Source organism: Thermococcus sp. (genome assembly GCF_027023865.1).
Lineage (GTDB): Archaea > Methanobacteriota_B > Thermococci > Thermococcales > Thermococcaceae > Thermococcus.
Window position 1 is genome coordinate 60,770 of sequence record NZ_JALVUC010000022.1, and the last position, 23,704, is coordinate 84,473.

24 protein-coding genes and 1 pseudogene are annotated in these 23,704 nt (G+C 52.1%); 17 read left to right on the forward strand and 8 right to left on the reverse strand.

Annotation, left to right across the window (positions count from 1 at the left end; translation table 11 throughout):
* The first annotated feature begins 220 nt into the window (after positions 1–220).
* Positions 221–2,161 (forward strand): acetate--CoA ligase, encoded by a 1,941-nt coding sequence (gene acs / locus MV421_RS09105; protein WP_297421184.1) that lies wholly within the window; start codon positions 221–223, stop codon positions 2,159–2,161.
* A gap of 52 nt (positions 2,162–2,213) precedes the next feature.
* Here the strand turns inward: acs and hypE are convergent, their stop codons facing one another.
* From hypE to MV421_RS09130, 5 genes are all read right to left on the reverse strand, one after another.
* Entirely contained in the window at positions 2,214–3,230 is a 1,017-nt protein-coding gene (gene hypE, locus MV421_RS09110; RefSeq protein WP_297421186.1) for a hydrogenase expression/formation protein HypE, read from the reverse strand.
* A gap of 31 nt (positions 3,231–3,261) precedes the next feature.
* Positions 3,262–5,580 (reverse strand): carbamoyltransferase HypF, encoded by a 2,319-nt coding sequence (gene hypF, locus MV421_RS09115; RefSeq protein ID WP_297421188.1) that lies wholly within the window; start codon positions 5,578–5,580, stop codon positions 3,262–3,264.
* A gap of 90 nt (positions 5,581–5,670) precedes the next feature.
* Positions 5,671–6,795: a hydrogenase formation protein HypD gene (gene hypD, locus MV421_RS09120; protein ID WP_297503911.1), complete on the reverse strand. Its 1,125-nt coding sequence runs from the start codon at positions 6,793–6,795 to the stop codon at positions 5,671–5,673.
* 1 nt (position 6,796) lies between these two features.
* Positions 6,797–7,057: a HypC/HybG/HupF family hydrogenase formation chaperone gene (locus tag MV421_RS09125; protein ID WP_297421198.1), complete on the reverse strand. Its 261-nt coding sequence runs from the start codon at positions 7,055–7,057 to the stop codon at positions 6,797–6,799.
* Positions 7,058–7,109: 52 nt separating this feature from the next.
* Positions 7,110–7,358 (reverse strand): HypC/HybG/HupF family hydrogenase formation chaperone, encoded by a 249-nt coding sequence (locus MV421_RS09130; protein ID WP_297503958.1) that lies wholly within the window; start codon positions 7,356–7,358, stop codon positions 7,110–7,112.
* A gap of 69 nt (positions 7,359–7,427) precedes the next feature.
* On the opposite strand from MV421_RS09130, the gene MV421_RS09135 reads away from it, so the two are divergent.
* The 13 genes from MV421_RS09135 to mobA all read left to right on the forward strand — a co-directional run bounded on the left by MV421_RS09135 (position 7,428) and on the right by mobA (position 20,309).
* Entirely contained in the window at positions 7,428–7,811 is a 384-nt protein-coding gene (locus MV421_RS09135) for a DUF302 domain-containing protein (RefSeq protein ID WP_297421191.1), read from the forward strand.
* 107 nt (positions 7,812–7,918) lie between these two features.
* Positions 7,919–8,512: a TetR/AcrR family transcriptional regulator gene (locus MV421_RS09140; RefSeq protein WP_297518230.1), complete on the forward strand. Its 594-nt coding sequence runs from the start codon at positions 7,919–7,921 to the stop codon at positions 8,510–8,512.
* Between the two features lie 121 nt (positions 8,513–8,633).
* A complete protein-coding gene (locus MV421_RS09145) occupies positions 8,634–10,694 on the forward strand; it encodes a molybdopterin-dependent oxidoreductase (protein WP_297518234.1) in 2,061 nt (686 codons plus the stop codon).
* Between the two features lie 10 nt (positions 10,695–10,704).
* A complete protein-coding gene (locus MV421_RS09150) occupies positions 10,705–11,208 on the forward strand; it encodes a 4Fe-4S dicluster domain-containing protein (protein WP_297503916.1) in 504 nt (167 codons plus the stop codon).
* 47 nt (positions 11,209–11,255) lie between these two features.
* Positions 11,256–12,695 (forward strand): proton-conducting transporter membrane subunit, encoded by a 1,440-nt coding sequence (locus tag MV421_RS09155; RefSeq protein WP_297503920.1) that lies wholly within the window; start codon positions 11,256–11,258, stop codon positions 12,693–12,695.
* A 6-nt stretch (positions 12,696–12,701) separates the two neighbouring features.
* Positions 12,702–14,732 carry a proton-conducting transporter membrane subunit gene (locus tag MV421_RS09160; RefSeq protein WP_297503923.1) on the forward strand — a complete coding sequence of 677 codons (2,031 nt, stop codon included), beginning with the start codon at positions 12,702–12,704 and terminating at the stop codon, positions 14,730–14,732.
* A gap of 10 nt (positions 14,733–14,742) precedes the next feature.
* The gene (locus tag MV421_RS09165) at positions 14,743–15,660 is read left to right on the forward strand and encodes an NADH-quinone oxidoreductase subunit H (protein ID WP_297503926.1); all 918 of its coding nucleotides are present in this window, start codon (positions 14,743–14,745) and stop codon (positions 15,658–15,660) included.
* Between the two features lie 2 nt (positions 15,661–15,662).
* A complete protein-coding gene (locus tag MV421_RS09170; RefSeq protein WP_297503929.1) occupies positions 15,663–17,465 on the forward strand; it encodes a hydrogenase large subunit in 1,803 nt (600 codons plus the stop codon).
* Positions 17,465–18,088: a 4Fe-4S binding protein gene (locus MV421_RS09175; protein ID WP_297418820.1), complete on the forward strand. Its 624-nt coding sequence runs from the start codon at positions 17,465–17,467 to the stop codon at positions 18,086–18,088. The genes MV421_RS09170 and MV421_RS09175 overlap by 1 nt, the downstream gene beginning before the upstream one ends.
* Positions 18,088–18,927 carry an NADH-quinone oxidoreductase subunit B family protein gene (locus MV421_RS09180; RefSeq protein WP_297418822.1) on the forward strand — a complete coding sequence of 280 codons (840 nt, stop codon included), beginning with the start codon at positions 18,088–18,090 and terminating at the stop codon, positions 18,925–18,927. Before MV421_RS09175 ends, MV421_RS09180 begins: the two co-directional genes overlap by 1 nt.
* A 1-nt stretch (position 18,928) precedes the next feature.
* Positions 18,929–19,246 (forward strand): hypothetical protein, encoded by a 318-nt coding sequence (locus tag MV421_RS09185; RefSeq protein WP_297418825.1) that lies wholly within the window; start codon positions 18,929–18,931, stop codon positions 19,244–19,246.
* 35 nt (positions 19,247–19,281) lie between these two features.
* Positions 19,282–19,728, forward strand: coding sequence for a nucleotidyltransferase (locus MV421_RS09190; RefSeq protein WP_297418828.1), 447 nt, complete (start codon positions 19,282–19,284; stop codon positions 19,726–19,728).
* Positions 19,725–20,309 carry a molybdenum cofactor guanylyltransferase MobA gene (mobA, locus tag MV421_RS09195; protein WP_297518237.1) on the forward strand — a complete coding sequence of 195 codons (585 nt, stop codon included), beginning with the start codon at positions 19,725–19,727 and terminating at the stop codon, positions 20,307–20,309. The genes MV421_RS09190 and mobA overlap by 4 nt, the downstream gene beginning before the upstream one ends.
* Positions 20,310–20,318: 9 nt before the next feature.
* On the opposite strand, the gene MV421_RS09200 is transcribed toward mobA, so the two are convergent.
* From MV421_RS09200 to hypA, 3 genes are read right to left on the reverse strand one after another with little or no spacing between them, the layout of a single operon-like run.
* Entirely contained in the window at positions 20,319–20,795 is a 477-nt protein-coding gene (locus MV421_RS09200; RefSeq protein ID WP_297418833.1) for a hydrogenase 3 maturation endopeptidase HyCI, read from the reverse strand.
* 27 nt (positions 20,796–20,822) lie between these two features.
* Entirely contained in the window at positions 20,823–21,569 is a 747-nt protein-coding gene (locus tag MV421_RS09205; RefSeq protein ID WP_297418841.1) for an Mrp/NBP35 family ATP-binding protein, read from the reverse strand.
* A complete protein-coding gene (gene hypA, locus MV421_RS09210) occupies positions 21,569–21,988 on the reverse strand; it encodes a hydrogenase nickel incorporation protein HypA (protein WP_297418835.1) in 420 nt (139 codons plus the stop codon). The genes MV421_RS09205 and hypA overlap by 1 nt, the downstream gene beginning before the upstream one ends.
* An 82-nt stretch (positions 21,989–22,070) precedes the next feature.
* On the opposite strand from hypA, the gene nikR reads away from it, so the two are divergent.
* From nikR to MV421_RS09225, 3 genes and pseudogenes are all read left to right on the forward strand, one after another.
* The gene (gene nikR / locus MV421_RS09215) at positions 22,071–22,487 is read left to right on the forward strand and encodes a nickel-responsive transcriptional regulator NikR (RefSeq protein ID WP_297518240.1); all 417 of its coding nucleotides are present in this window, start codon (positions 22,071–22,073) and stop codon (positions 22,485–22,487) included.
* 123 nt (positions 22,488–22,610) lie between these two features.
* Positions 22,611–23,303 (forward strand): FmdE family protein, encoded by a 693-nt coding sequence (locus MV421_RS09220; protein WP_297418839.1) that lies wholly within the window; start codon positions 22,611–22,613, stop codon positions 23,301–23,303.
* Between the two features lies 1 nt (position 23,304).
* Positions 23,305–23,704, forward strand: a pseudogene (locus MV421_RS09225) (iron ABC transporter substrate-binding protein); the annotation flags it as partial.

Here is a 23,704-nt window from a genome sequence, read left to right on the forward strand (position 1 = left end):
CCTCGGCAAATTCCCTTGGGGCTTCTCCTCTCTCTTCGTTTTTCCCTGTGATCTTATAGCCTCCATCTCCTAATTTCGGCAACTGGTTATTTTCGTTTTAGCTTTTGGCCAATCAAGCTTCCCCAACCTATTTTCGTCATCCGTCGGTTGTCACCTTGACAATCGCCGAAAGAATTTTAAGGAAATCTAACATCATTTTTCGAAAAATCGGGTGGTTGCCATGCAGGTGGGCGAAGGATTTTTAAAGGAGCGCTATATTCCATTGCAGGCCTTTAGGGAGGAACACCAGAAGTCCATCGAGGACCTTGGGGAGTTCTGGGCGGAACAGGCGAAAGTCCTCGACTGGTTTAAAACATGGGACAAACTCTTGGACGACTCGAAGGCACCTTTTTTCCGCTGGTTCGTTGGAGGGGAGCTGAACGCGAGCTACAACGCTCTTGACAGGCACATAAAAGCGGGAAAGAGGAACAGGGCCGCGATAATATGGGAGGGTGAAGCGGGAGAAACGAGAACCCTGACCTACTACGAGCTCTACCGCGAGGTCAACCGCTTCGCCTCGGTTCTCAGAAACCTCGGCGTTGGTAAGGGCGACAGGATAGTTATCTACATGCCCCTCGTCCCGGAGGTAGTTGTAGCGATGCTCGCCAGCGCAAGGATTGGGGCTATTCACAGCGTCGTCTTCTCCGGCTTTTCAGCCGAGGCCTTGGCGACGAGGATAAACGATGCGAAGGCCAAAGTGGTCATCACCGCGGACTACCTCTACAGGCGTGGAAGGATCCTCAACCTCAAGGAGATAGTGGGCAAAGCCCTCGTCGAGACCCCGAGCGTTGAGAGCGTTGTAGTCCTCAAGAGGGGCTCCGATGGGGTCAACATGGTCGAGGGAAGGGACTACTACTGGCACAACCTCTTGGAAGGCGCTGAAAAGTACGTTGAACCCGTCCCGGTCGAGAGCAACCACCCGCTCTTCATCCTCTACACGAGCGGGACAACGGGAACGCCTAAGGGTATAGTCCACTCCACCGGTGGCTACCTCGTCTACGTCGCTAAAACCATGCAGTGGGCGTGGGGGATAAAGGAAGATGACCTCTTCTGGAACACGGCAGATGTCGGCTGGATTACCGGGCACAGTTACCTCGTCTACGGGCCGTTAACCCTCGGCCTGACCGTGATGATGTATGAAGGGGCCTTAAACTATCCCAAACCGGACAGGCCCTGGGAGATAATCGAGAAGCACGGCGTTACGATATTCTACACCGCGCCGACAGCGATTAGGATGCTCATGCGCTACGGCGACGAGTGGGTGAGGAAGCATGACCTCTCAAGTTTGAGACTCCTCGGCTCAGTTGGAGAACCGATAAACCCCGGTGCTTGGAAGTGGTACTATGAGATCGTTGGTGGAAAGCGCTGTCCAATCATCGACACCTGGTGGCAGACCGAAACCGGCGGCTACATGATTTACCCCTCTGCTGGAATACAGCTGCCGCCCCTCAAGCCCGGCTCGGCCACGTTCCCCGGCCTTGGAGTTGATGCCGATGTTTTCGACTCGAGGGGCAAGCCGGCAAAGCCTAACGAGCGCGGCTACCTCGTTATCAAGAAGCCCTGGCCCGGGATGCTCCTCGGAATCTGGGGCAACGACGAGCGCTACATAAGAACATACTGGAAGCGCTTCAGCAGGCCGGACGAGGGGGTCTGGATTTACTACCCAGCGGACTACGCGATGAAGGACGACGAGAGCTACCTCTGGATATTTGGCAGGGCAGACGAGGTTCTCAACGTCTCAGGCCACAGGATTGGAACCGCTGAAATAGAGCACGCACTGGTTCTCCATCCGGCCGTTGCCGAGGCTGCAGTAATAGGCAGGCCCGACGAGATAAAGGGCGAGGTTCCGGTGTCATTTGTGATACTCAAGCAGAACTGCACCCCGAGGGAAACGCTCAAGGGAGAGCTCATAGACTACGTCAGGGAGACCCTTGGACCGATAGCTGCTCCTGCCGAGGTCTTCTTCGTCAACAAACTGCCGAAGACGAGGAGCGGAAAGATAATGCGCAGGGTTTTGAAGGCCCTCGCGAGCGGAAAGAGCCTCGGCGACCTCTCGACGCTTGAGGACGAGGCGGGCGTTGAAGAAGTGAAAAAGGCCTTGGAAGGCTTCGAGATGCACTGACTGGCATTCTGTCCTCTATTTCTATTTCGGATTTTGCAAAAGAAAAGGAAGGTCAGCATATCCTCGGTACGGGGTCACCCTCGGGCGGCTCCATGAAGCGCTTTCCGCCGATGCCGGTCTCGAGGAGAACCTTTCCGCGATATTCTCCTATGACCTCGCCGATTATTGCGGCGTTCTTGCCCTTCTCGGTCTTCCTCATGGCTTCGAGGGCTTCCCCAGCGTATTCTTTAGCAATTACCATGATAACTTTACCCTCATTGGCCACATCGTAGGGGCTTATTCCGAGCATCTCGCTGGCAGCTCTAACCTCTGGTCTTATCGGAATGTCAGCTTCCCTGATGAGTATTCCGACGTTGCTCTTTCCTGCTATCTCGTTGAGGGCGTTGCTCAAACCGGCCCTCGTTGGATCCTTCATCGCATGGATGTTCTCCCAGCCGATTGCTTCGGCTACTGCCTTGACGACTCCCCATGTCGGGGCGACGTCGCTCTTAAGCTCGGTCTCAAAGCTTATGCCCTCACGGTGGCTCATCAACGCTATTCCGTGATCCCCTATCGTCCCGCTGACCAGGACAACGTCCCCGACCTTCGCCCCTGCGTCGCTTATCGGCCTCTCAGCTATTCCGACTCCCGCTGTGATGACGAACATACCTATCTGATCTTCAACCACTTTCGTGTCCCCTGTGACTATGGGGACTGGGACTTCCTTGGCAGTCTCGTTCATGGAGCGGAGAACCCTCTCGAGGATTTCCATGTCGAGGCCTTCCCCAATTATCATGGAGTTAGCCAAGGCGAGGGGTTTTGCCCCCATCATGGCTAAATCGTTCACCGTCCCGCTGACCGCTAAGCGACCGATATCCCCTCCGGGGAAAAAGAGGGGCTTAACCGTGTGGCCGTCTATGGTGAGGACAATGTGTTTGTCCCCGAAGGGTATCGTTGCTCCATCGTCGAGGGCGTCAAGTCCTATCCCTCCGGCACTCTTTAGGGTCAGGATCTTCAGCACCACATCCCTCAAAAGCTCCTCCATTATTTCTCCACCTGCTCCATGTTCAAGCTTTACCTTTTCTCCCATCTTCACCCCCTCCAGATTCGCTTTTATCACCTCAAAGCATCAACTCCTCTCTATCCATGTATCCTTCAAGGTAAAGCCCACCTAGAAAAACCTGGCCGACGTTTATCCCGTTATCTCCACGCGGGACTTCGGTTGTCACGTGGAATCTCAGACCGTTGCTCTCGACGGCCTTTCTAATCGTCTTCACAATGAGCTCGTTGTAGGAAACACCACCGCTCATGGCTATGTCCTCCACTCCCAGTTCCTTCGCTTTTTCAATCACGACCTCTGCAAAGGCCTTTGCGAGTGCCAGATGGACGGAGTAGGCAATATCCGATGGCGAAGCCCTATCAAGGACGTCAAGGGCCTGAGGGAACAGCTCTTCAACCTTTATTAGTTCCCCTTCAATAGGCACCTCGAATTTCAGATCGTTCTTACCCCCCATAGCCAGACTCTCCAGCTTCATCGCGGGTTCTCCCTCGTAGTGCCTCCTGTAAGCGACGTTAAGCAGGACTGCGAGGGAATCAAGGACCCTTCCGGTTGAGGAGGCGTACGCCAAGTTTATCCCCTTGGTGAGCTGATTTAGAACAACGTTAAACTCGACCTCTCCATACTTAAGGTTTTCAATGGACTTTGGACAGCATTTTCTTACGATGCCTTCAAGCTCATCGATGGAGTATATTTTACTCAAGATCCCCATCAACGCTCTGAGTGGATAATAGCTCGCCAGATCACCACCGGGGAGCGGGTAGTAGTCTACATGAGCCAGCCTTTCAACATCCTCGTAGCTTAAATAGATAACCTCGCCGCCCCAGGCGTTTCCATCGGTTCCGTAGCCGACTCCGTCAAGGGCTATACCTACCGCTGATTCAAGATTCTTCTCAGCTAAAACGCTTGCTATGTGGGCGTAGTGATGTTGAACCTGGAGGAGTTCAACACCCAACTCGTTCGCAAGCTCCATAGCAAGCTTTGTTGTGTTGTAAGCAGGATGGAGGTCGGCTATTATCAAGTCGAAGTTCTTAACGCGGAGAATCCTCTTGAAGTGCTCTATCGCCTCGCGCATGAACTCAAGGACTTCAACCTTTCCGGTGTTTCCTATGTACTGACTTGGATAGACCTTCCCATTCTTGGCAACGCCGAAGGCGTTCATAAGCTCGGCACCGACGGCCAGGCCCCGGTAATCGAAGGGAATCCCTATCGGCAGGGGCACGAACCCTCTACTCCTTCTTATGACTGTCCTCCTGCCATCAACGAAGCGAATCACACTATCATCTGTTCTATTCAGTATCTTCCTATTGTGGAGGAGAAGGTAGTCAGCCATATTCTTCAGCTCTTTGAAGGCCTTCTCATTATCCTTAACCATTGGTATCCCGGGATAGTTCGCTGACGTCATGACGTAAACTTTCGTCTTGCTCCAGTGAAAGAGTATGTAGTGTGTTCCCGCGTAGGGGAGCATCACGCCAATTGTGTGCAGGCCCGGGGCCAAATTCTCAGGCAGAGGAAAGGGTTCTCTCTTGCGGAGCGTTATTATCGGCCTTCTATATGAGGTCAGTTCTTCCTCTTCTCCCCCGTTTACATAAGCGAAGCTTCTGACGGTTTTGAGGGAATCGGCCATTATGGCAAAGGGCTTCTGGGGTCTGAAGGTTCTCTTCCTTAGCTCTGAGATGACCTCCCCATTGGTTGCGTCACATGCTAAGTGAATCCCCCCGATACCTTTGATAGCTATGATATAACCCCTATCTATAAGCTCGGCCGCCTTCCTCAGCGGGTCGCCGGTTATCTCATTACCATCGTTCGTGTAAAGGCGATAGCTCGGCCCGCAGACGGGACATGCTGTCGGTTCGGCATGATAGCGCCTGTTGAGTGGGTCTTCGTACTCACTTCTACAGAAGTCACACATCGGAAATTCGCGCATGGTCGTGTTTTCACGGTCGTAGGGTAAATCCTCGATAATCGTGAACCTTGGACCACAGTTAGTGCAGACGATGAAGGGGTACATGTAGCGTTTGTTGGTTGGGTCAAACAACTCCCTTAAGCAATCGTCGCATATCGCTATATCCGGTGGGATTATTGAGTCGCCTTCCTTCCCTCCCTTCGAGCTTTTTTCAATATGGAACTCCGAAAAGCCCTGGGGTGGGATTTCTTTCTTCTCAACTCTGTCTATCCTCGCGAGTGGCGGCTTCTTACGGTGCAAATCTCGAAGAAACGCCTCTACCTCCTCCTCTCTGCCTTCAACCACTATCTCAACGCCAGCATCGCCGAGGTTCTTGACGTAGCCCTTGAGGTTGTGCTCGTGGGCTATGCGATATATAAAAGGCCTGAAGCCGACGGCCTGAACGATTCCCTGAACGTGAAGATGATACGCCCTCATCCTCTCACCGGTTCCTTTTTTGCAATCAAAGCCTTTATAGGTTTTCAAAACCAAAAGTTGAAAACGATAGGGGAATTTTGAACCCCTAGTTTAGAACAAAACCCCGTACTTGTAGAATATCTGGCAGGTCCCCTCGTAGGATACCATGCACGGTCCAATTGGGTACCTCGGCGTGCAGGTCTTGCCGAAGTGCGGGCAATCGGTTGGGAGTGCCAGTCCCCTCAGGACTGCACCGCAGAGGCAGCCTTTCTCAAGGTCCGGCAGGTTCTTGGGCACATCAACGTCGTAGAGGTTCTTGATGTCAAGTTCCTTCCACTCGTCCCTCAGCTCAAGGCCGGTTCCCGGGAAGACCCCAAGGGCGCGCCACTTAGCATCCACTACCTTGAAATATTTATCAATGAGCCTCTGGGCAACGACATTCCCCTCGTATTTCACAGAACGCTTGTACTCATTGACGACCCTTCCGTCGCCTTCCTTGTACATCTTAACAAGCAGAAGGATCGCCATAAGGACGTCGTTTGGTTCAAACCCTGCAACGACCTGTGGGATTCCGTATCTCTCACTCAGGAACTCCCAACCTTTCACACCAATTATCGTTGAAACATGGCCTGCATCTATGAGGGCATCAATCCTGCTCTTCTGTTTTATCAGCACCTCTACCCCTTGGGGTGTGAGCCTGTGAACTGAGTAAACTTTGAAGTTTTCCAGGCCCTCGTTGACTACGGCGTTTATCATCCCTGCTGTCGGTGCGGTTGTTGTCTCAAAGCCCGGGCTGAAGTGGACGACCGTCTTGTCGGGGTTCTCCTTTGCTATCCTGTAAGTGTCGAAGATTGAATAGACGACACGGACGTCATAACCTTCACTCTTTAGGTCGGCAAAGCTCCCCACCGGTGTCGGTATCTTGTACATGTCACCAAAAGTAGTCATGATAATCTCATTGCCCTCTTCTCTGGCCTTCTTCATTATCATCTGCATAGCCACGATGTCTTCGACTGGAGTTATGCAGACTGGACAGCCGGGCCCGCTGACAACCCTGACGTTCTTTGGAAGGAGCGAGCGGATTCCGGAGCGGGTTATTGTGTCTTCATGCGTTCCACAGACGTGCATTATCCTTATCTCACCTTCTAAAGTCTTTGCCTCCTCTCTGATCTTCTCGACGAGTTTTCGGGCTACACCCCTGTCCCTGTAGGGGCTGACTACATCCTCAACACCCATCTCAATCACCCGGGTAATAATAGCCTCCAATGGCGTCGTCTTCAACTTTGAAAACTTCATCCCAAGCGTTGAGTATCTCTCTAGCCGTTTCCTCATCGACGCGCTCTATTATGAAGCCCGTGTGGATGAGGACGTACTCCCCAACCTTGACATCGGGCATCAGGTCTATTCTCGCCTCCCTCTTAACCCCTCCAAAGTCAACCCACGCGGTTCCATTGTCGGGGTTAACTTCCAGCACCTTCGCGATGGTCGCGAGACACATTTTTCTCACCGTCCAGAAATACAAACTGCTGTTATTTAGCCTTTCTAAAACCTCAGGTTTTCAACCAGGAGAACGTCATCTCCACCCTCTGCTCGTGGTGGTAGGAACAGTGCTCCAGCGTTTTCCTCGCTTCCTCCTCGCTGACCTTCTCGAGGATGATACCATAGTAGATCATCACGTAGTCGCCCGGCTTCACATCCTTGATAAAGTCGAGCTTCGCCTCCTTGAACTGGCCTTCGACATCCACTATGGCTTCATCGCCCTTGACCTCAACGACCCTTCCGGCGAGCATCAGGGCCATGGTTATCAACCAAAAGTGAAAGAAAACTATTTATAGGCTTTTTCCTGACTAGTCAGTTAGGTGATCTGCATGGAAAATATGATGAGGGATGTGGTGAAGGGTGCTAGGAGCAGATACGGTTTTGAGGAGACCCTGCAGAGGATAAAGGAGAAAACTGAAGAGCTTGGATGGACTGTTATAGGGGAGCACGACTTCAGGGACAATGTTGGGCTTAAGTTTGCCGTCCTCGAGGTCTGCAACAGGGAATTCGCCACGAAGGCCGTTAGCAAGCCCGAGAACCGCTGGGTCTCAGCGATGATGCCCTGCAAGTTCTCAGTCATAGAGATGCCCGATGGGATATATGTTTTCGGCATGAACATGGGTCTCTTCGCCGGGGCTGTTGGTAGGGAGCTTGGGGAACTCCTGTCTGAGGTTGCGAGGATAGACGAGAAGATAGTCTCCTCAGTTCTTTGATTGTGTGAGTGTTTAATTTTCCTGTTTTCTTATCACAGAAAAGCTTAAAATCCTCTATGCCCATGATTGCCTAGGTGTATAATGACCGTGTAGTCAGAGGTGCCTGAATGGTCACTAAGTCCCCAGGAAAAATAAGAGAAAAGTTGGTTTCAGCAGCTATGGAGCTCTTTGCTAAGAAAGGCTTTGATAAGACCACGGTAGATGAAATTGTCGCCAAAGCAGGTGTTGCTAAAGGGACATTCTACCTCTACTTCAAGAGCAAGAAGGATCTCATAAATGAGCTGGCTTTTGAAGTGATGCCAATAATGTCAATGCCCTCGCTCAGCGACCCCTACATAACCATCAGCTACCCTAATCTTGCAGGTTACCTCCTCCAGCTCGGTAGGGAATTCATGGAGTTTTACTCAACCGAGTACCGGGCCGAGATATTCTTTCATATGCTCTCTATCGGAGAGAGAATGAGGAGTATACGCGAGATCTACACCCAATCTTGTGCCGAGCTTCTCAGGGAAGGCGCCCGGAGAATCACAGCCTACGTCAAAGTTGGCTTTGAGGACGCACTGATAGCGTTTCAAATGTTCATTGCCGCACTCATGCACTACTTACACTCCAAGAACTGTTTGGGGTTCTCTGAAGAGCATTACTTAAAGAGGGTAGTCCTCGCTGTGGTGAACAACCTTAAAATAGCGTCAAGTGTTTGAGAATCACACCATTCTTGCCCAATCCTGTTTATCCAATGCCCTCCTCTGTTCAGGGAAACTATATAAACTATTCCCACACATCTTTTATGACTGACCAGTCACTAAACGGTGGTGGTATTTGATGGAAGAGAAACTGATTCCTGTGGTCTGCCCATGGTGCTCCGTAGGCTGTCGCTTCTACGCAGTGAGTGTCAACGGATACATCAGAAGGGTGGAATTCGACTACGACCATCCGACAATAACAAACAGGGGAAAGCTCTGCCCTAAGGGGGTTGCCTCATACCAGTTTATAAACAGTCCCCAGAGACTTAAGAAACCCCTCAAGCGCGTTGGAGAAAAGGGCGAAGGGAAATTTGAAGAGATCAGCTGGGAAGAGGCTTACGGGATAATTACCGAACGGATAAAAGAGATCAAGGAAACCTACGGTCCGGAGGCAATAGCCTTCCTGAGCAGCGAGAAGATAACCCTCGAGGAGAACTACCTCATCCACAAGCTTTCCAAGGCGATAGGGACCAACCACCTTGACTTCCCTGGAAGATATTGTCAGTATTCAAACAGCCCCGCTAGGACAGCTGTTTTTGGAAGTTCAGCCGCTACAAATCCCTTTGAAGACCTTGCCAAGGCTGAGATGATAGTCGTCTGGGGCCACAACCCTGCTGAAACGGCTCCCGTACTCTTTGGTCAGTACATTGAGAAAGCTATCATCGACAACGGTGTCGAGATGATTGTCGTGGATCCGCGCTCAACAAGGGGACACAAGTACGCCTCACTCCACCTCAAGCCCTATCCTGGAACTGACCTCGCGGTCGCCCTTGCCATGTTAAACGTCGTAATAAACGAGGAGATTTACGATAAGGAGTTCGTCCAGGAGAAAACAACGGGCTTTGATAAGCTCAGAGAATCAGTTAAGGATTACACACCAGAGTGGGCTGAAAAGATAAGTGGTGTTTCAGCTGACGATATACGAAAGGCCGCGGGACTTATAGCGGGTAAGAGGACGGCTTTTCTTGTCAGTGAGGGTGTCAACCAGCATATAAATGGATTCAACCTCTCACTAGCCATAGCTGATCTAATTGCAATAACCGGCAACATAGGTAAGGAAGGTGTCTGGAGCGGTGTCTTCCCCGGAGCGCAGTGTGGATTCTGCTCTGCCATGACCGGCATAGCTCCAAACAAGCTCCCCACCGGAAAGCTCGTTACCGATGAAGCTTCAAGGGCCGAGCTTGAGAGACTCTGGGGATTCCCGATTCCTGACTGGGTCGGCTTTGACCTCACGACCATGATACGGGAGATGGGCAACAAGATACGCATGATGTACATGGTTGCCGGGAACATAGCCAAGTCCGCTCCGAACAGCGGTTGGGTTCGTGAGCAGCTCAGGAAGCTCGACTTCCTCGTTGTCCAGGACATATTCCTAACTGACACTGCCATGTACGCCGACATAGTTCTGCCCGCGGCCGCATGGTTTGAAAAGACTGGAACAGCCATAAGCGCCGAAAGAAGAGTACAGAGAAGCTACAAAGCCGCTGAAGCGCCGGGAGAGGCAAAACCCGACTGGCTCATCATCGTTGAGCTCGCCAAGGAGCTCGACTTCGGTGAGTTCTTTAAGTATAGCCACCCGGATGAAATCCTCAGGGAGATAAACAGTGTCATACCAGTATTCAAGGGTGCAACTCCTGAATACTTGGCGGAGCATCTCGAGGGGTGCTTCTTCCCGTGCAGTGAACCGGGTGAAGGGACGAAGATTCTCTTCAAAAAGGGCTTCAAGACGGCCGATGGAAAGGCTCATCTCCAGCCAGTTGAATGGCGTGAACCACCTGAGATACCTGACAGTGAGTATCCGTTCTGGTTGACCAACTTTAGGCTGGTCGGCCACTGGCACACCCTCACGATGAGTGGTGAGAGCCCGAGCCTTGAGAAGCGCTGGCCAGAGGAGTACCTTATGGTAAATCCAAAGGACGCCAGAACCCTTGGGATAAAAACTGATGACCTCGTGAAGGTCTCAACCAGGCGCGGAAGCATTCTCGTGAGAGCTGAGGTTACAAACCATGTCAGGGAGGGTGTCATAGCAATACCCAACCACTGGGACAATAACTTCCTCACACTGGATGAGATACACGAAAAGACAAAGATGGCTGAGCTGAAGGCGGTCGCCGCCAAGGTTGAGAAGGTGGAGGAGTGAGGTGGTTGAGATGGCCCACAAGAAGATTTTCCTGGACTACAACCGTTGCATTGGTTGTAAAGCCTGTGAAGTGGCCTGTGAAATGACCCATGGTGAGGCGCGCATTAAGATCTTTGAGTTCCCTGACCTCTTCACTGTACCCTTCAACTGTCGCCACTGTGAGAAGGCGCCCTGCCTCAACGTCTGCCCCACCGGAGCCCTCTTTAGGGACGAGGATGGCGCGGTTGCATTCAACCCGCTCAGCTGTATCGGCTGTCTCATGTGCGCCGTTGCTTGTCCGTTTGGAATACCAAAGCTCGACGAGGAGAACAAGATCATGGACAAGTGCGACCTCTGCGCAGATAGGAGGGAGGAGGGCCTTCTTCCCGCGTGTGTTTCAGCGTGTCCAACTGAAGCACTCAAGTACGGCGATATAAACGAGGTACTCTGGAACAGGGAAGGAAAGGTAGTAGCGAACCTGAAGGGTTCGGCCGAGAAAGGGGAGGGCGAAGAGGAGGCTTACATAATCCTCTGACTTAATTTTTGCGAAGAAAACTAAACTGACTAAAGGGGTGATGGAGCGTGGACGAAAGCATTATCTTCTTGTCATCGGCCCTCCTGCCTTTTCTCCTTCTGTTAATCTATAAAATGGAAGGCAAGGGTGCGGATTCAGTTGCCGGGACCATCATGGGGATAGCTCTACTCATCAATAGCTATGGAACATACCTATTCTTCAGGAATGGAGCAGAGAAGGTTTACCACTACACCTATGCAAGTGGGGGAACCCTTGGAGAGATCTTCGGGTTCAACGTGGACGTTGCCTCCGTTCTCATGGGCTTCACATCGCTGCTGATAGCGTTCCTGGTCGTCCTCTATGCGGCAGATTACATAGGACCCAGAAACAGGGCGCATCCAGTTGAGACTGGAAAGGGCAAGTTCTACTCACTCTTTGGCCTCCTAACTGGAGCAACGATGATCTTCATATACTCAACCAATCTAGTTCAGTTTATAGTGGCCCTCGAGCTTATGGCCATAGCGCTTCTCTATATGGTGAACTTCTACGGAAACGCCAGTAGCAAAGCCCTCAAAGGCTTCCTAGTCCTTAACCTAGCGGTCTTCCTTATGGTGATCGCCACCGCAGTTCTCGGAAACGGCCAAGAACTGGCCAAGATGGGGTCAGTGGCTCAGTCCACTAAGGATACCACGTTCGTTCTGCTTATCTTTGCGGCCCTCGCCATGAGCTCTCAGCTGTTCTTCTACTCCTGGCTCCCGGACTCAACGACGGGACCAGTTCCAACCTCAGCCTACGTCCATTCAGCCTCAATAGTCCCTTTGGGTAGCTACATGCTCTTCAGGGTCATACAGTACATGAACCCCGGCAAGAACGAGTTCTGGCTCCTTGGACTGCTCACGGTGGCACTGATAATCTTAATGATGGTTTACTACCCAATACAGAGAGATGGTAGAAAGCTACTCTCCTACTCGACCATGGCACAGGTTGGAACCGCATACCTTACCCTCACGTACGCTCTACTTGGTCACCAGGCGGGCCTTCAGATAGCCCTCTACCAGGTCGTCAACCATGCCTTCGTCAAGGCCTTAGCATTCATGAGCGTCGGTGCCTTTGCATACTCGCTAGGGACCACAAACTTCGACGAGCTGAAGGGCATAAGACACAGTGTCCCATGGGGAGCTATAGGATGGTTCCTCAGCTTCTTCGGTCTCGCCGGTGTTTTGCCCTTGGGACTGTTTTTCAGCAAGATCTTCGTTGTCATGGTCACACACCACGCAACTGGCGTGGCATCTTGGCTCTTCCCAGCCATCGTGCTCATTGACGGCGCAGTGTTTCTCATAGTAACTATAGTCTGGTTCAGGGACATCTTCTTTGGAGAGCCAGCCCCCGTTAGTGAGGTTCACACTCCAAAGCTCACGGCCGCCATAATGGTGGCACTGATACTGATAGGCACAGTTACGCCTTGGATTACTATCAACATTGTGACAAACGTGGGGTTTATGGGGTGATATGAGATGTTGATCCTCGAATACGCTATCTGGGCCTTCATCATTGGTGGTCTCCTCGGATTCCTTGTGGAATACAAGGCTTCCACAAAGGCCTCAAGCCTAATGGCGGCGGTGGGTGCAACCCTCCTGCTTGGACAGGTCTATGAAGTTTACACTAATGGTCCAGTAACTGGTAGTGTCTTCGGAGTGCCCGTTCACATAGACGGCTTATCCGCGGTCTTCCTCTTTATAGTCGGAATAGTCAGTCTTGGCTCGGCGATATTCTCAATATCCTATATGGATCACCATAAGAGAAGGGGCAAGGGCTGGGTCTACGCGATAGCTTACAATACGTTCATAGCCTCAATGGCCCTTGTCGTGACGGTCAGCAACCTCGAGTATTTCGTTACAAGCTGGGAGCTTATGACCCTCAGCTCATTCATCCTGATATTCTGGAAGGAGGATAAGAAGGACCTGGACGCCAGCTTCAAATACTACCTGACGATGCACTTCGCCGACACGATACCTCTCTTCATGCTCCTTGGCATTGCCTCAGTCCTGACTGGTAGCATACACAACCTAAGCTACTCTGCCATACATACAGCCCTCATGAGTGCACCAACTCCCACCAGGCTCCTGTTCTACGCACTGACCCTCAGCGTGTTCATATCTAAGTCGGGCATCGTTCCCCTGCACTTCTGGCTTCCAGATGCCCACCCAGCGGCACCTAGCAACGCCTCGGCCCTACTCAGTGGCATAATGATAAAGACTGCGGTCTACGGACTCCTCAGGTTTGACTGGCAGATCGTGGGACACAATGCAAACCTCGGTTACCTCGTGGTTCTCCTCGGTGCGGCAACGCTTACAATAGGAACGCTCTATGCCCTCAGGGAGACCAACTCCAAGAGGCTACTTGCCTACCACAGCGTTGGCCAGATGGGTTACATCTGGCTTGGGATAGGTATAGGCATGGCTCTGATTCCAAGAGGTGGTACACTGGCAGCTATCGGTGCCCTTGGAATGTTCGCTGGCCTCTTCCACGCCATTAATCACGCCGTCTTCAAAGGTTCACTCTTCCTCGAGGCAGGTGCTGTTGAGTATGCCACGGGCACAATAAACCTCAACGAGCTGGGTGGTCTGGGGATTAAGATGCGCGTTACAGCCCTAGCAACACTGTTTTCATCGCTAGCAATAGCCGGTGTTCCCCCGTTCAACGGATTCATAAGCAAGTGGCTCATCTACGTAGCCGGTTATCAGTCAAGGAACCTCTTCCTAGCCTTTGGAGCGGTCCTAGCGGTGGTTATAAGTGCCGTTACCCTCGCCTCGTTCATAAAGTTCTACGGGGCCCAGTTCGGCGGTGAAAAGAAGAAGTACAAGGACGTCAAAGAGGTCAAAGAGGTTCCAGGAAGTATGCAACTTGGTGAGTGGATACTGGCCGGATTGACGCTCTTTATAGGCATCTTCCCGGGATTATTCGTCAACTTCCTCAACGGGGCAGTTGGAACCGTCAACAATGGTCTAGTAGCTGACATTCCCCACAACCTCTACAAGATAGGCTTTGGATCGGTGCTCTTCAGCCCGGTGCTCTTTGTGGTACTCCTCGGCATCCTAGTGTTCGGCTTCTACTTGACATTTAAACCAAGTTACGGCAAGGAAGCACGGCCATGGGACTGCGGTACAACGGACTTCGATCCTGATGAGTACCATGTAAACGCAGAGGGTTTCTACGTCAAATTCGAGGAGAAAGTTGAGTCGTTCTACAGGTTCATGGACTGGTTCTACATGATAGGCAGTGGTATAGTCCACTACACGGTGAGAGGCTACATGTGGATGGCTAGCTACTTCGTTAAGATAGTCGACACACCTTACACCGGGATCAAAAGTGTCTCAGATCTACGGAAGAACGAAGTGCTCTATGGAGACGAAGAAGCCTTCAAACCGCTAGTCAGATTCCTCAGAATAGCCTGCGACGTACTACCCGGGGTTAGGCTTGGAACCTTCGTTATCCTGGCCCTAGTAATTGTGGGGGCAGTGATAGGTATACTAATGGTACTGTGAGGTGAGGAAGATGGAAACCGCCGTAAAACTTGGATTCAGCCTTGCTGGCATCATCATAATGCTGCTCCTCCCGCCTTACTTAGAGGGTATAGCGAGAAGGGTAAAAGCTAGGCTTCAGTACAGGCGCGGGCCGCCGCTCAGCCAGACCTGGTATGACCTCAAGAAGCTGTTCAGCATGCCCTCAGTCAAACCCACTAAAAGGGCACTCTTCACTTGGGCACCCTACCTCGCGCTGGCATCGGCTATCAGCGCCGCTTTACTCCTTCCCTACGGCAGTGTGGTTCCAGTGGACTTCGGATTTAATCTAGTGGTATTCTTCTACGTTGTAGTCCTAGTCAGCGTCTTCCTGATGCTCGCCGGACTGGCCGTCCAGAACGCCTTCAGCCACCTCGGCTCGGCGAGGGAAATGCAGATAATCCTCACCGTCGAGCCACTGATAGCAATACTCTACGGGGTCCTGGCTTACAACTCTGGCTCGCTCAACCTTTACACCATACTAACGGGACTTCATCTCACCCCCTCACTGGTGCTGACCTACATGTTGCTCGCGTATGCTCTTTATGTCGAGAGCGGTTTCGTTCCCTTTGACATAGCCGAGGCCGAGCAGGAAGTCATAGGTGGCCCCCTCAGCGAATACAGCGGAAGGCTTTTAGGAGTCTTTTACTACGCAATATACATCAAACGCTTTGCTCTGCTGTGGTTCTTCATCAGCCTGTTAACGCTTCCATGGATAGGGCCGATAGAAACGTCAGGGAAGGCAGCACTTGTCCTGGCTCTTCAGTTCATCCTGACTGTGGCGTTCTATCCGATCATAGCGGCGCTTGAGGCAACGAACGCGAGGCTCAGGATAGACCACGTGGTCAAGATGAACACCCGCGCCTTCTTCGCGGGACTGATAATACTCGCAATGGCGTTCATGGGGTGGTGAATATGGTGACTACTACAAAAGATTTAGAGGCGCACTTTGAGTTTGAGTGCAGGGCCTGCGAGAACGGCCGCTGTGCAAAGGCTAATGTTGATGCTATACTCTCGGAAAGAGAGGGCCTCAGGGACTTTTACGAGGCCTTTAAGGAGCACATAGCAAGCTGCAAGAGAATGACCTACGGGCAGTACATGTTCGCAATAGACAGGGAAGTGCTTCCTGATGCAGTCCTCTGGTGGCACAACCACCCGAAGTACAAGGAGACGCACATGTCGACCGCAGTTGGAACTGACGAGAGGCCCCTTAACGGTCACTTTGTCTACATGCCCTTCATAAGTGTCCAAGTTGAACCCCTCAACATGGACAAGAACTATTGGGTGTTCCTAAGGGCTTATCTACCTGGTGATGACCCGAGCTTTCCAAGCGTAGCCAAAAACCTTCCAGCCGCCTTGTGGATTGAGAGGGAAGTCAAGGACCTGCTTGGATTCAAACCCACGAACCATCCGGACCCAAAGAGGCTAATACTGCCAGAAGACTTTCCGGATGGTGTCTACCCGCTTAGAAAGGACATGGATTACAGACATTCCCCGATTACTGAACCTACGACGGAGTACCGGAAAACACCGGAGGACACGACGCTGGTTCCAATGGGTCCCGCCCATATGGGTATAGAGGAGCCGGCTCACTTCAGGCTGTTTGTCAGGGGCGAGGAAATCGTCGATGTAGACTACCGTGGCTTCTACTCACACAGGGGAATAGAGAAGACCGGCGAAGGAAGACTCACGTACAACCAGGTGCTTTTCCTTGCCGAGAGGATATGCGGTATCTGCGGTTATCAACACTCCGTCAGCTACGCGATGGCCGTTGAGCGTTTGGCCGACGTGGAAATCCCCGACAGAGCAAGGTATATCAGAACGCTGATGCTCGAGCTCGAGAGGATTCACAACCACCTCCTCTGGGTTGGCATCGCAGCTCATATGGTGGGTTATGACACCGGATTCATGCACGCATGGCGCATCAGGGAGCCGGTTATGTGGCTCGTTGAGAGACTCACAGGAAACAGAAAGCAGTACGGAATGAACATAGTTGGTGGCGTCAGGAGGGACTTACTTGATTACAGAAAAGAGGACGTCCTCAAGACGGTGAAACAGATACGTGAGGGAACTCAGACCTTCCTTGATATAGCACTGAACACAAACACCTTTATCAAACGCGCTGAGGGCGTTGGAATACTCCCCTATAAGGTCGCCAAGGCTTACTCCGTCTTGGGGCCAACGGCCAGGGCCAGCGGAAGGAAGATCGACGCGAGGCTTGACCAAGCAACGAGAACCGCTACGGCCTATGACGAAGTTGACTTCAAGGTTCCGGTCTACAAAGAGGGCGACGTTCTCGCGAGGGTTCTCGTCAGGATGGACGAACTCTTTGAGAGTCTCTGGATCGTGGAGCAGCTCATCGATCAGATGCCAGATGGCGATATAATGGTTCCGATCGGAAAGCTACCAGAGTACGAGGAAGCCCTCGGATTCACCGAAGCCCATCGCGGTGAAGTCGTTCACTACGTCATGACCGGAGAGAAGAATAAGGTCTACCGTTGGAAGGTTCGCGCTCCTACCTACAACAACCTGCCCGCAGTTCCAGAGATGCTCAAGGGTTACCACGTCGCTGACGCGCCGCTGATCATTGCAAGCATAGATCCATGCTACTCCTGTACCGAGAGGGTACAGTTCGTCGACATGAACACCGGCAAGATAAAGGTTCTCACAGAGGCAGAATTCAACGAGTTATCAATCAAATACAGGGGGGTGTTCTGATGGCCGAGAGCGTTTCCTACACCGAGAAGCTCAAGAAGTGGAACCGCTACGAGGCCGAGAAATTCAGTAAGAAGGCCCCTGTTACCACCCCCTATCCCTTTATTGACATCGAGAAGCCCCCTGAGTACAGGGGGATCCCCCACATCAACCCGGAGAAATGCATAGGCTGCGGCGCCTGCGTCAATGTCTGCCCACCTGATGCGCTCATAATGGAGTGGGACAAGGAGCACGGCGTAAAGAGGCTCACCTATAACGCGGCCCGCTGCATTAGGTGTGCCCGCTGTATCGAGGTCTGCCCGACCGGAGCGATGGAGCCAACAACACGCTTTGAGGTAGCGACCGACAATAAGGAGGACTTGGTCGAGGTCGTCGAGCATAAGTTAGCCTACTGCGAAGAGTGCGGCGAGTATCTCGACTTCACCGAGAGGCAGATTGAGTACGTCAGAAACATCCTGCCTAAAGACGTCTTTGACATGTATTCTCTAGAGGATAGGATAACCCTGACACAGGAGGAGAAAATGCGCAGGACAGTCGTCAAGCTCAGGGAAACAGAGGGCAATGTCTATCCAGCGTTCATGCTTGTGAAAAAGAAGGTAGAGGACGATAAAGGGGGTGAGGAGTGATGGGAAAGCAAAGACTTAAGTCCGTCTGGGTCTACCACGTTGATGCCGGCTCGTGCAACGGTTGCGACATTGAAGTCCTAGACGTCCTCAGCCCGTACTATGATGTTGAGAGACTCGGTGTCAAAGTGGTGCCCAATCCAAGGCACGCGGACGTGCTCTTCATCACAGGGCCTCTCACGAGGCAGACGAGAATAATGATAAAGAAAGCCTACGAGGCCATGCCTCCAAAGCCGAGAATAGTAGTGGCTATAGGAACCTGTGCCTCAAGTGGGGGCATCTTCTACAACAGCTACGCCCTATACAATACCTCTCCTCAACGTGGAAGGGACAGACTGAGGAGCGGCGGACCGGAGATGATTGTTCCAATAGACATGTACATTCCCGGCTGCCCACCCAGCCCGGAGGAAATACTCTACGGCATCGCGCAACTCCTTGGCATCAAGGAGAAAAAGATGAAAGGGGAATACTGGGTAGCCCTTCCACCCGAAGTGGAGTCAAGTAAAGAGAACGAGATAAAGTTCAAGATACCCGACAGGCCGATACCCCTGCGCTACTGGCTAACGCTAAGGGAGGAGTTAAGAAGGGTGGTCGGTTACTACGACAGGGACGCGGTGTTGAATGACTTCATCGAGCTTGTAGGGAGAGCCTACGAGGAAGCTCCAGACAGCCCCGAGGAGAAGCTCCACGATCTAGTTACCGGCTACTTCCTCATGGAGAAGGACTCTAGAGTGCAGGTTGCCATGCGCTTTCTTGAAAACGAGTTCTGGCGTATGGTGAAGGAGTACCATGAGTGGGGGGAGGCACTCAAGGAGAAATATCCCGTGACGGCGGGTGTCTGAAGTGCCCTGGAAGCTCTACAGGTTCAGGTTTGAGGACTACCCTGAGTACTCAGCTAGGATAACTGGTCACTTCGCAGGTGACATGATCATCATAGAGGAAGAGGGGGAGCTGAGCGAGGAGGCCGTAAAGCTCCTCAAGAAGGCCCTTGGGATCGAGGAAAATGAGGGGAAGTTCGATATAGAACCACAGGATATCATGAAGCTCCCGCTGGAGGAACTGCCCTGGGTGGACAGGCAAACCCTGATTACCGCAGCCGAGAAGCTTGACTCCGAGAGCAAGCTTCACATCGAGTACCGCTACCAGCCAACCTTCGATTGATTCTTGCTTTCCAAAACTTTTCTGGGGGGGAAGGAATGGACGCCGAAACGCTGAGAAAGGCGAAGGAAGAACTAATAAAAAGGGTAGAGGATTTCTATGGTAACAACCTGCTCTCTGTAGTATTCTACGGAAGGCATCTCCACGACCCAAACTTCCCGGAGATAGACGTGGTAGTTATAATCGACAAGCCCTACGATCCCGTCAAGATGAACCGCATGGCAGACTTTGTTGAGAACATCAGGGACCCAATAGAGGAGAAGTACGGCTACCACGTCTCCTTCGAGCTGTATACGAGGGAAGAAGCCGAGAACTTCCACTCTGGCTATCTGGACGTCTTTGTGAACTACGAGATAGCCTACGACAGGGACGGCTACTTCGAGTGGCTTAAAGAGGAAATGCTCAATCCGAAGACGGTTATGAAGCACGTCCAGTATCTCAGCACTATCGAGTACATTCCAGTTGATAGGGAGGACAGGGAATGATAGGTGCCGTCCTGGCCGGTGGAAAGGGAAAGCGCTTCGGAGGGGATAAACTCCTCTTTAAAATCTCCGGAAAGCCTTTAATAATCCATACAATCGAAAGGCTCGAAGGGGCGGGTTCAATAGATGAGGTCGTCATAGTCGCCTCCCCAGAGAACGTGGGGAAGCTCAGACCCCTTGGCTATGAGGTCATTGTTGACGAACTCCTCATTGGCCCGATTGGGGGTATCTACACCGCTTTATCGCTCGGCGATGCCTTCGTTGTCGCCGGCGACATGCCTCTCCTCGTGCCCGGGTTTATTGACTTCATAGTCGAGCGTTTTAGGCTTGTCAGGAAGCCCGCCTGCGTGCCTCGGTGGAGCAACGGCTACCTTGAACCGCTCCATGCGGCATATTCCAGGAGGTTCAGGAGTCTCCTGGAAGAGAAAATTAAGACGGAACAGTACGCCATAAACCGAGCGGTGAGGGATAGCGACGCCTGCTACATTGAAATCGAGGACTTTCCAGAGAGCTGGAAAGAGAGCCTCTTCAATGTGAACACGCGGGAAGATTTGAGGAGGATTAAAGGGATTCGGGAAAGTTAAACCTCTCTTCTACGTAGTTTTCAAAATTCCAGCCAAAAGCCCCGCGAGCCTCTCCGCCTTTTCCTTTATCAGCTCGCTCGGCTCCTCGAAGAGGCCGGTTGAACCTGGCTGGCAGCCTATCAGAATAAAATCTGTATTGATCATCGTCTTCATGAACCGGGTTACAAACTTCAGCGGGAGCCCGTGGGTTGATACTGCCTCCCCAATCGTTCCCTCCGGGTCTGCAATGATATACTCCCCCACCTCCCCGTTGAAGCCAACTGCATCAACGAAGACCACCAGATCGGGCAGGAAGTCCCTTATCTTTCCGGTGTAGTTCTCAGGAACCTCGCCGCAGTTTATCACGAGAATGTTGGGATTGTCCAGGAGTTCATTGAGTCTCCCGGCAACAAGAACGCCGAATGCATCATCTCCCCTGATGTCGTTGCCGATGCCGCAGATTACGATTCTCTTTTTCCCTTCAAAAACTTCCTCGAGGGCGCTCATTGAAGACACCTCAAAAAGGAAAGGGAATCAAAGCTTCCCCGCTATCTTCTTTATTCTACCTGCGAACTCGGTCTTCATGAGCCCCTCTACGTTTCCAATCTTTGAGTCAAGGTCTGGATAGAATGGTATCCCTCCGAGGTACTGGGTTCCAAACTCCCTAGCCAAAGACTCAACGTTCTTCTCCTCGTCGAGTTGCTCTGAAAGGAGTTTCATGTTCTCCACGATTCCGAGAACCTTGTGTTTCTCTTCAATGAGGAGCTGGACGAGCTTTCTAACCACGTTGAGTGCGAGCTTTGAGGGTGTCGCGACAACGAGGAACTCACCGCGCTTAAGGAAGCGGAGGACGTCCAAAAGCTGGTCACCTAAACCCGGGGGCATGTCTATGATGAGGTAGTCAAGCTCGTCCCAGCGGGTTATAGTGAGTAGTTCGATGAGGGCATCACTTATCTCCTTCCCGCGGAGAGGTGTTGGCCTATCCTCGGTGTAGTAAGCAATCGTCATGAACTTGATCCCATGGATGGTATGTGGAACGACGCCTTTATCCTCCTCAGGGAACTCCCTCGGCTCAAAACCTAGAATCACATGGTCGCTCGCCCCGTGAAAGTCGAGGTCAAGGAGGCCGACCCTGTAGCCTTTCCCTGCTAAAGCCAGCGCGAGGGTTGTTGAAACGAGCGACTTTCCAACGCCACCCTTCCCGCTGACGACAGGGATGATCCTCTTTACATCCTCAAGCCTCGCGTTAATCGCTATCTCGCGCGGGTCTATTCCAGCCATCATGCATCTCCCCCCTTCTCAATCATTATTCCGGCGACGTAAACGCCCCTGCCTTTGACGATCTCGAAGTCATGACTTCCACATTTTGGGCAGGCCAAAAAGGCGTGAACAACCTCTGGAATGAAGTGCATGTCCTCCCTCAGGCGCTCGTCGAACCTGTTCTTAACTTCCCTGAGCTTCCATTCATAGCCGCAGTTCCGGCACCTGAAGACAGCTTCCTCCCCAATGAACTCTATCTTCGCTCCCTCTGCAATCGTGCCAGAGAAAAGCTGTTCCATCGCGAACTTCACTATCTCCTCATCAACGTCCTGCAGTTCCCCAAGGACTACCTTGACCGCCTTGACGCGCTTCGCTCCCTCTCTGTTGGCGTAGTCAAGGACGGTTCTAACTATGGCATCCGCCAGTGCCCACTCGTGCATGGTATCACCAAAGTGGCATAAACATAACACTTTAAAAATACTTAAGCCCAAAAGTGGGTAGTCAACCTGCGGGTGATCCAAAGTGGGGATTATCAGGTTTGGTGTTTCGGTTCCAGAGGAGCTGCTTGGGAAGTTTGACAAGATCATCGAGGAGAAGGGCTACGTCAATAGAAGTGAGGCCATAAGGGACATGATGCGCGACTTCATAGTGCGGCACGAGTGGGAAACTGGCGACTCCGAGATTGCCGGGACAATAACTATGCTTTACAACCACGACGAGGCGGAGGTTGTCAAAGAACTCCTAGATTTACAGCATGAGTACTTAGGGGAGATAATCTCGAGTATCCATGTTCACATGGACAAGCACAACTGCCTTGAGGTCGTTATCGTCAAGGGCAAGGCGAGCAGGATAAAGGAGATAGCGGACAGGCTCCTGAGCCTGAAGGGCGTGAAGCACGGCAAACTCGTCATGACCGGGACAGGAAGGGAGCTGGTTTAACATCTGAAGATCTGTTGGGGATTGTCCCCTTTTTTCAAGTTGATGTTTGAAACCCTTGGTTCATAACACGATAAAAGAGAAAAGGTTAAAAATTGTGTTACTCTTTCTTTGTCTGGTGATACCATGCTCAACCTCAACCGGCTTGTGGAGGGGAGGGACGCAGAGGGAGTGCTTGAATATGCGAGGGAGTTTCATGGGCACGTTTGCCCGTACCTCGCACTTGGGATAAGGGCTTCACTGGTCGCAATGGACGAACTGGGCGTCGGCAGGCTCGACTACTCAGGCAGCGTTGATGAGAGCATTCTCGCGATAGTAGAGAACAACAGTTGCTTCGCCGACGGCGTGCAGGTTACCACCGGTTGCACCCTGGGCAACAATTCGCTCATCTACCTCGACCTAGGGAAGACGGCTTTAACCCTCGTGAAGCGCTCGACCTGGGAGGGCGTCAGGGTCTATGCAGACGCAGAAAAACTGGAGAAGTACTACCCTCCCGGGGCGACCGAGCTTTTTAACAAAGTCGTCAGGGAGAGGAAAGGAACACCTGAGGAGAAGACAAGGCTCTGGGAGCTTTGGGAAGAAGCTGCCCACAGGATACTACACATGCCAAAGGATGAGTTTAAAGTAGAGCACGTTAACGTGCCACCAATAGAGCAGGCCCCCATATTCGAGAGCGTGCGCTGTTCTAAGTGTGGTGAACTGGTCATGGGCACCAGGGCGGTTTATGTGGAAGGGAAACCCCTATGCCTCCGCTGTGCTGGAGAGAGGTACCTCGGTGTGATTGGTAGGGGGATAGTGGAGTTTAAAGGTGGGGATTGAATTGAGGAGGTTCTTTGCAATCTTTCTCATAGCGATGGTGGTGGCTGTCAGTGGGTGCATAGGTTCAAGTAACGTTTCCAGCAACTCTCCCACCACAGCCAAGGCATCTCCGAGCGTGACGGCATCTCCTCAGTACGTCCAGGTAACCGACGCCCTAGGGAGAACTGTCAAGGTGCCGGTCAACGTTACCCGCGTCGTTGCAGTTGGCCCCGGGGCACTGAGGATGATGGTATACCTGAACGCAACGGATAAGGTGGTTGGAATCGAGGAGTTTGAGAAGCGCTTCCCCTATGGGAGGCCCTACATACTCGCCCACCCTGAGCTTCTAAAACTGCCCATAATCGGACCTGGTGGACCTGGGAAACTACCGAACTTCGAGGCGCTCATCAAGGTCCATCCAC

Excerpts from the sequence above, each read along its gene's own strand:
- MV421_RS09125 (WP_297421198.1), bottom strand. The coding sequence starts at position 7,057 with ATGTGTCTCGCGACCATCGCGAAGGTGCTGGAAGTTAACCCCGACAAT.
- MV421_RS09130 (WP_297503958.1), bottom strand. The coding sequence starts at position 7,358 with ATGGCCCTGATGCTCGCCGGAAGGGTCGTTGAGGTCAAGGGCGATGAA.
- MV421_RS09175 (WP_297418820.1), top strand. The coding sequence starts at position 17,465 with ATGGCCGAGAGCGTTTCCTACACCGAGAAGCTCAAGAAGTGGAACCGC.
- mobA (WP_297518237.1), top strand. The coding sequence starts at position 19,725 with ATGATAGGTGCCGTCCTGGCCGGTGGAAAGGGAAAGCGCTTCGGAGGG.
- MV421_RS09205 (WP_297418841.1), bottom strand. The coding sequence starts at position 21,569 with ATGGCTGGAATAGACCCGCGCGAGATAGCGATTAACGCGAGGCTTGAG.
- hypE (WP_297421186.1), bottom strand. The coding sequence starts at position 3,230 with ATGGGAGAAAAGGTAAAGCTTGAACATGGAGCAGGTGGAGAAATAATG.
- hypA (WP_297418835.1), bottom strand. The coding sequence starts at position 21,988 with ATGCACGAGTGGGCACTGGCGGATGCCATAGTTAGAACCGTCCTTGAC.
- MV421_RS09190 (WP_297418828.1), top strand. The coding sequence starts at position 19,282 with ATGGACGCCGAAACGCTGAGAAAGGCGAAGGAAGAACTAATAAAAAGG.
- MV421_RS09220 (WP_297418839.1), top strand. The coding sequence starts at position 22,611 with ATGCTCAACCTCAACCGGCTTGTGGAGGGGAGGGACGCAGAGGGAGTG.
- MV421_RS09180 (WP_297418822.1), top strand. The coding sequence starts at position 18,088 with ATGGGAAAGCAAAGACTTAAGTCCGTCTGGGTCTACCACGTTGATGCC.
- MV421_RS09160 (WP_297503923.1), top strand. The coding sequence starts at position 12,702 with ATGTTGATCCTCGAATACGCTATCTGGGCCTTCATCATTGGTGGTCTC.
- MV421_RS09145 (WP_297518234.1), top strand. The coding sequence starts at position 8,634 with ATGGAAGAGAAACTGATTCCTGTGGTCTGCCCATGGTGCTCCGTAGGC.
- MV421_RS09140 (WP_297518230.1), top strand. The coding sequence starts at position 7,919 with ATGGTCACTAAGTCCCCAGGAAAAATAAGAGAAAAGTTGGTTTCAGCA.
- MV421_RS09170 (WP_297503929.1), top strand. The coding sequence starts at position 15,663 with ATGGTGACTACTACAAAAGATTTAGAGGCGCACTTTGAGTTTGAGTGC.
- acs (WP_297421184.1), top strand. The coding sequence starts at position 221 with ATGCAGGTGGGCGAAGGATTTTTAAAGGAGCGCTATATTCCATTGCAG.
- MV421_RS09200 (WP_297418833.1), bottom strand. The coding sequence starts at position 20,795 with ATGAGCGCCCTCGAGGAAGTTTTTGAAGGGAAAAAGAGAATCGTAATC.
- MV421_RS09150 (WP_297503916.1), top strand. The coding sequence starts at position 10,705 with ATGGCCCACAAGAAGATTTTCCTGGACTACAACCGTTGCATTGGTTGT.
- MV421_RS09135 (WP_297421191.1), top strand. The coding sequence starts at position 7,428 with ATGGAAAATATGATGAGGGATGTGGTGAAGGGTGCTAGGAGCAGATAC.
- MV421_RS09165 (WP_297503926.1), top strand. The coding sequence starts at position 14,743 with ATGGAAACCGCCGTAAAACTTGGATTCAGCCTTGCTGGCATCATCATA.
- hypF (WP_297421188.1), bottom strand. The coding sequence starts at position 5,580 with ATGAGGGCGTATCATCTTCACGTTCAGGGAATCGTTCAGGCCGTCGGC.
- hypD (WP_297503911.1), bottom strand. The coding sequence starts at position 6,795 with ATGGGTGTTGAGGATGTAGTCAGCCCCTACAGGGACAGGGGTGTAGCC.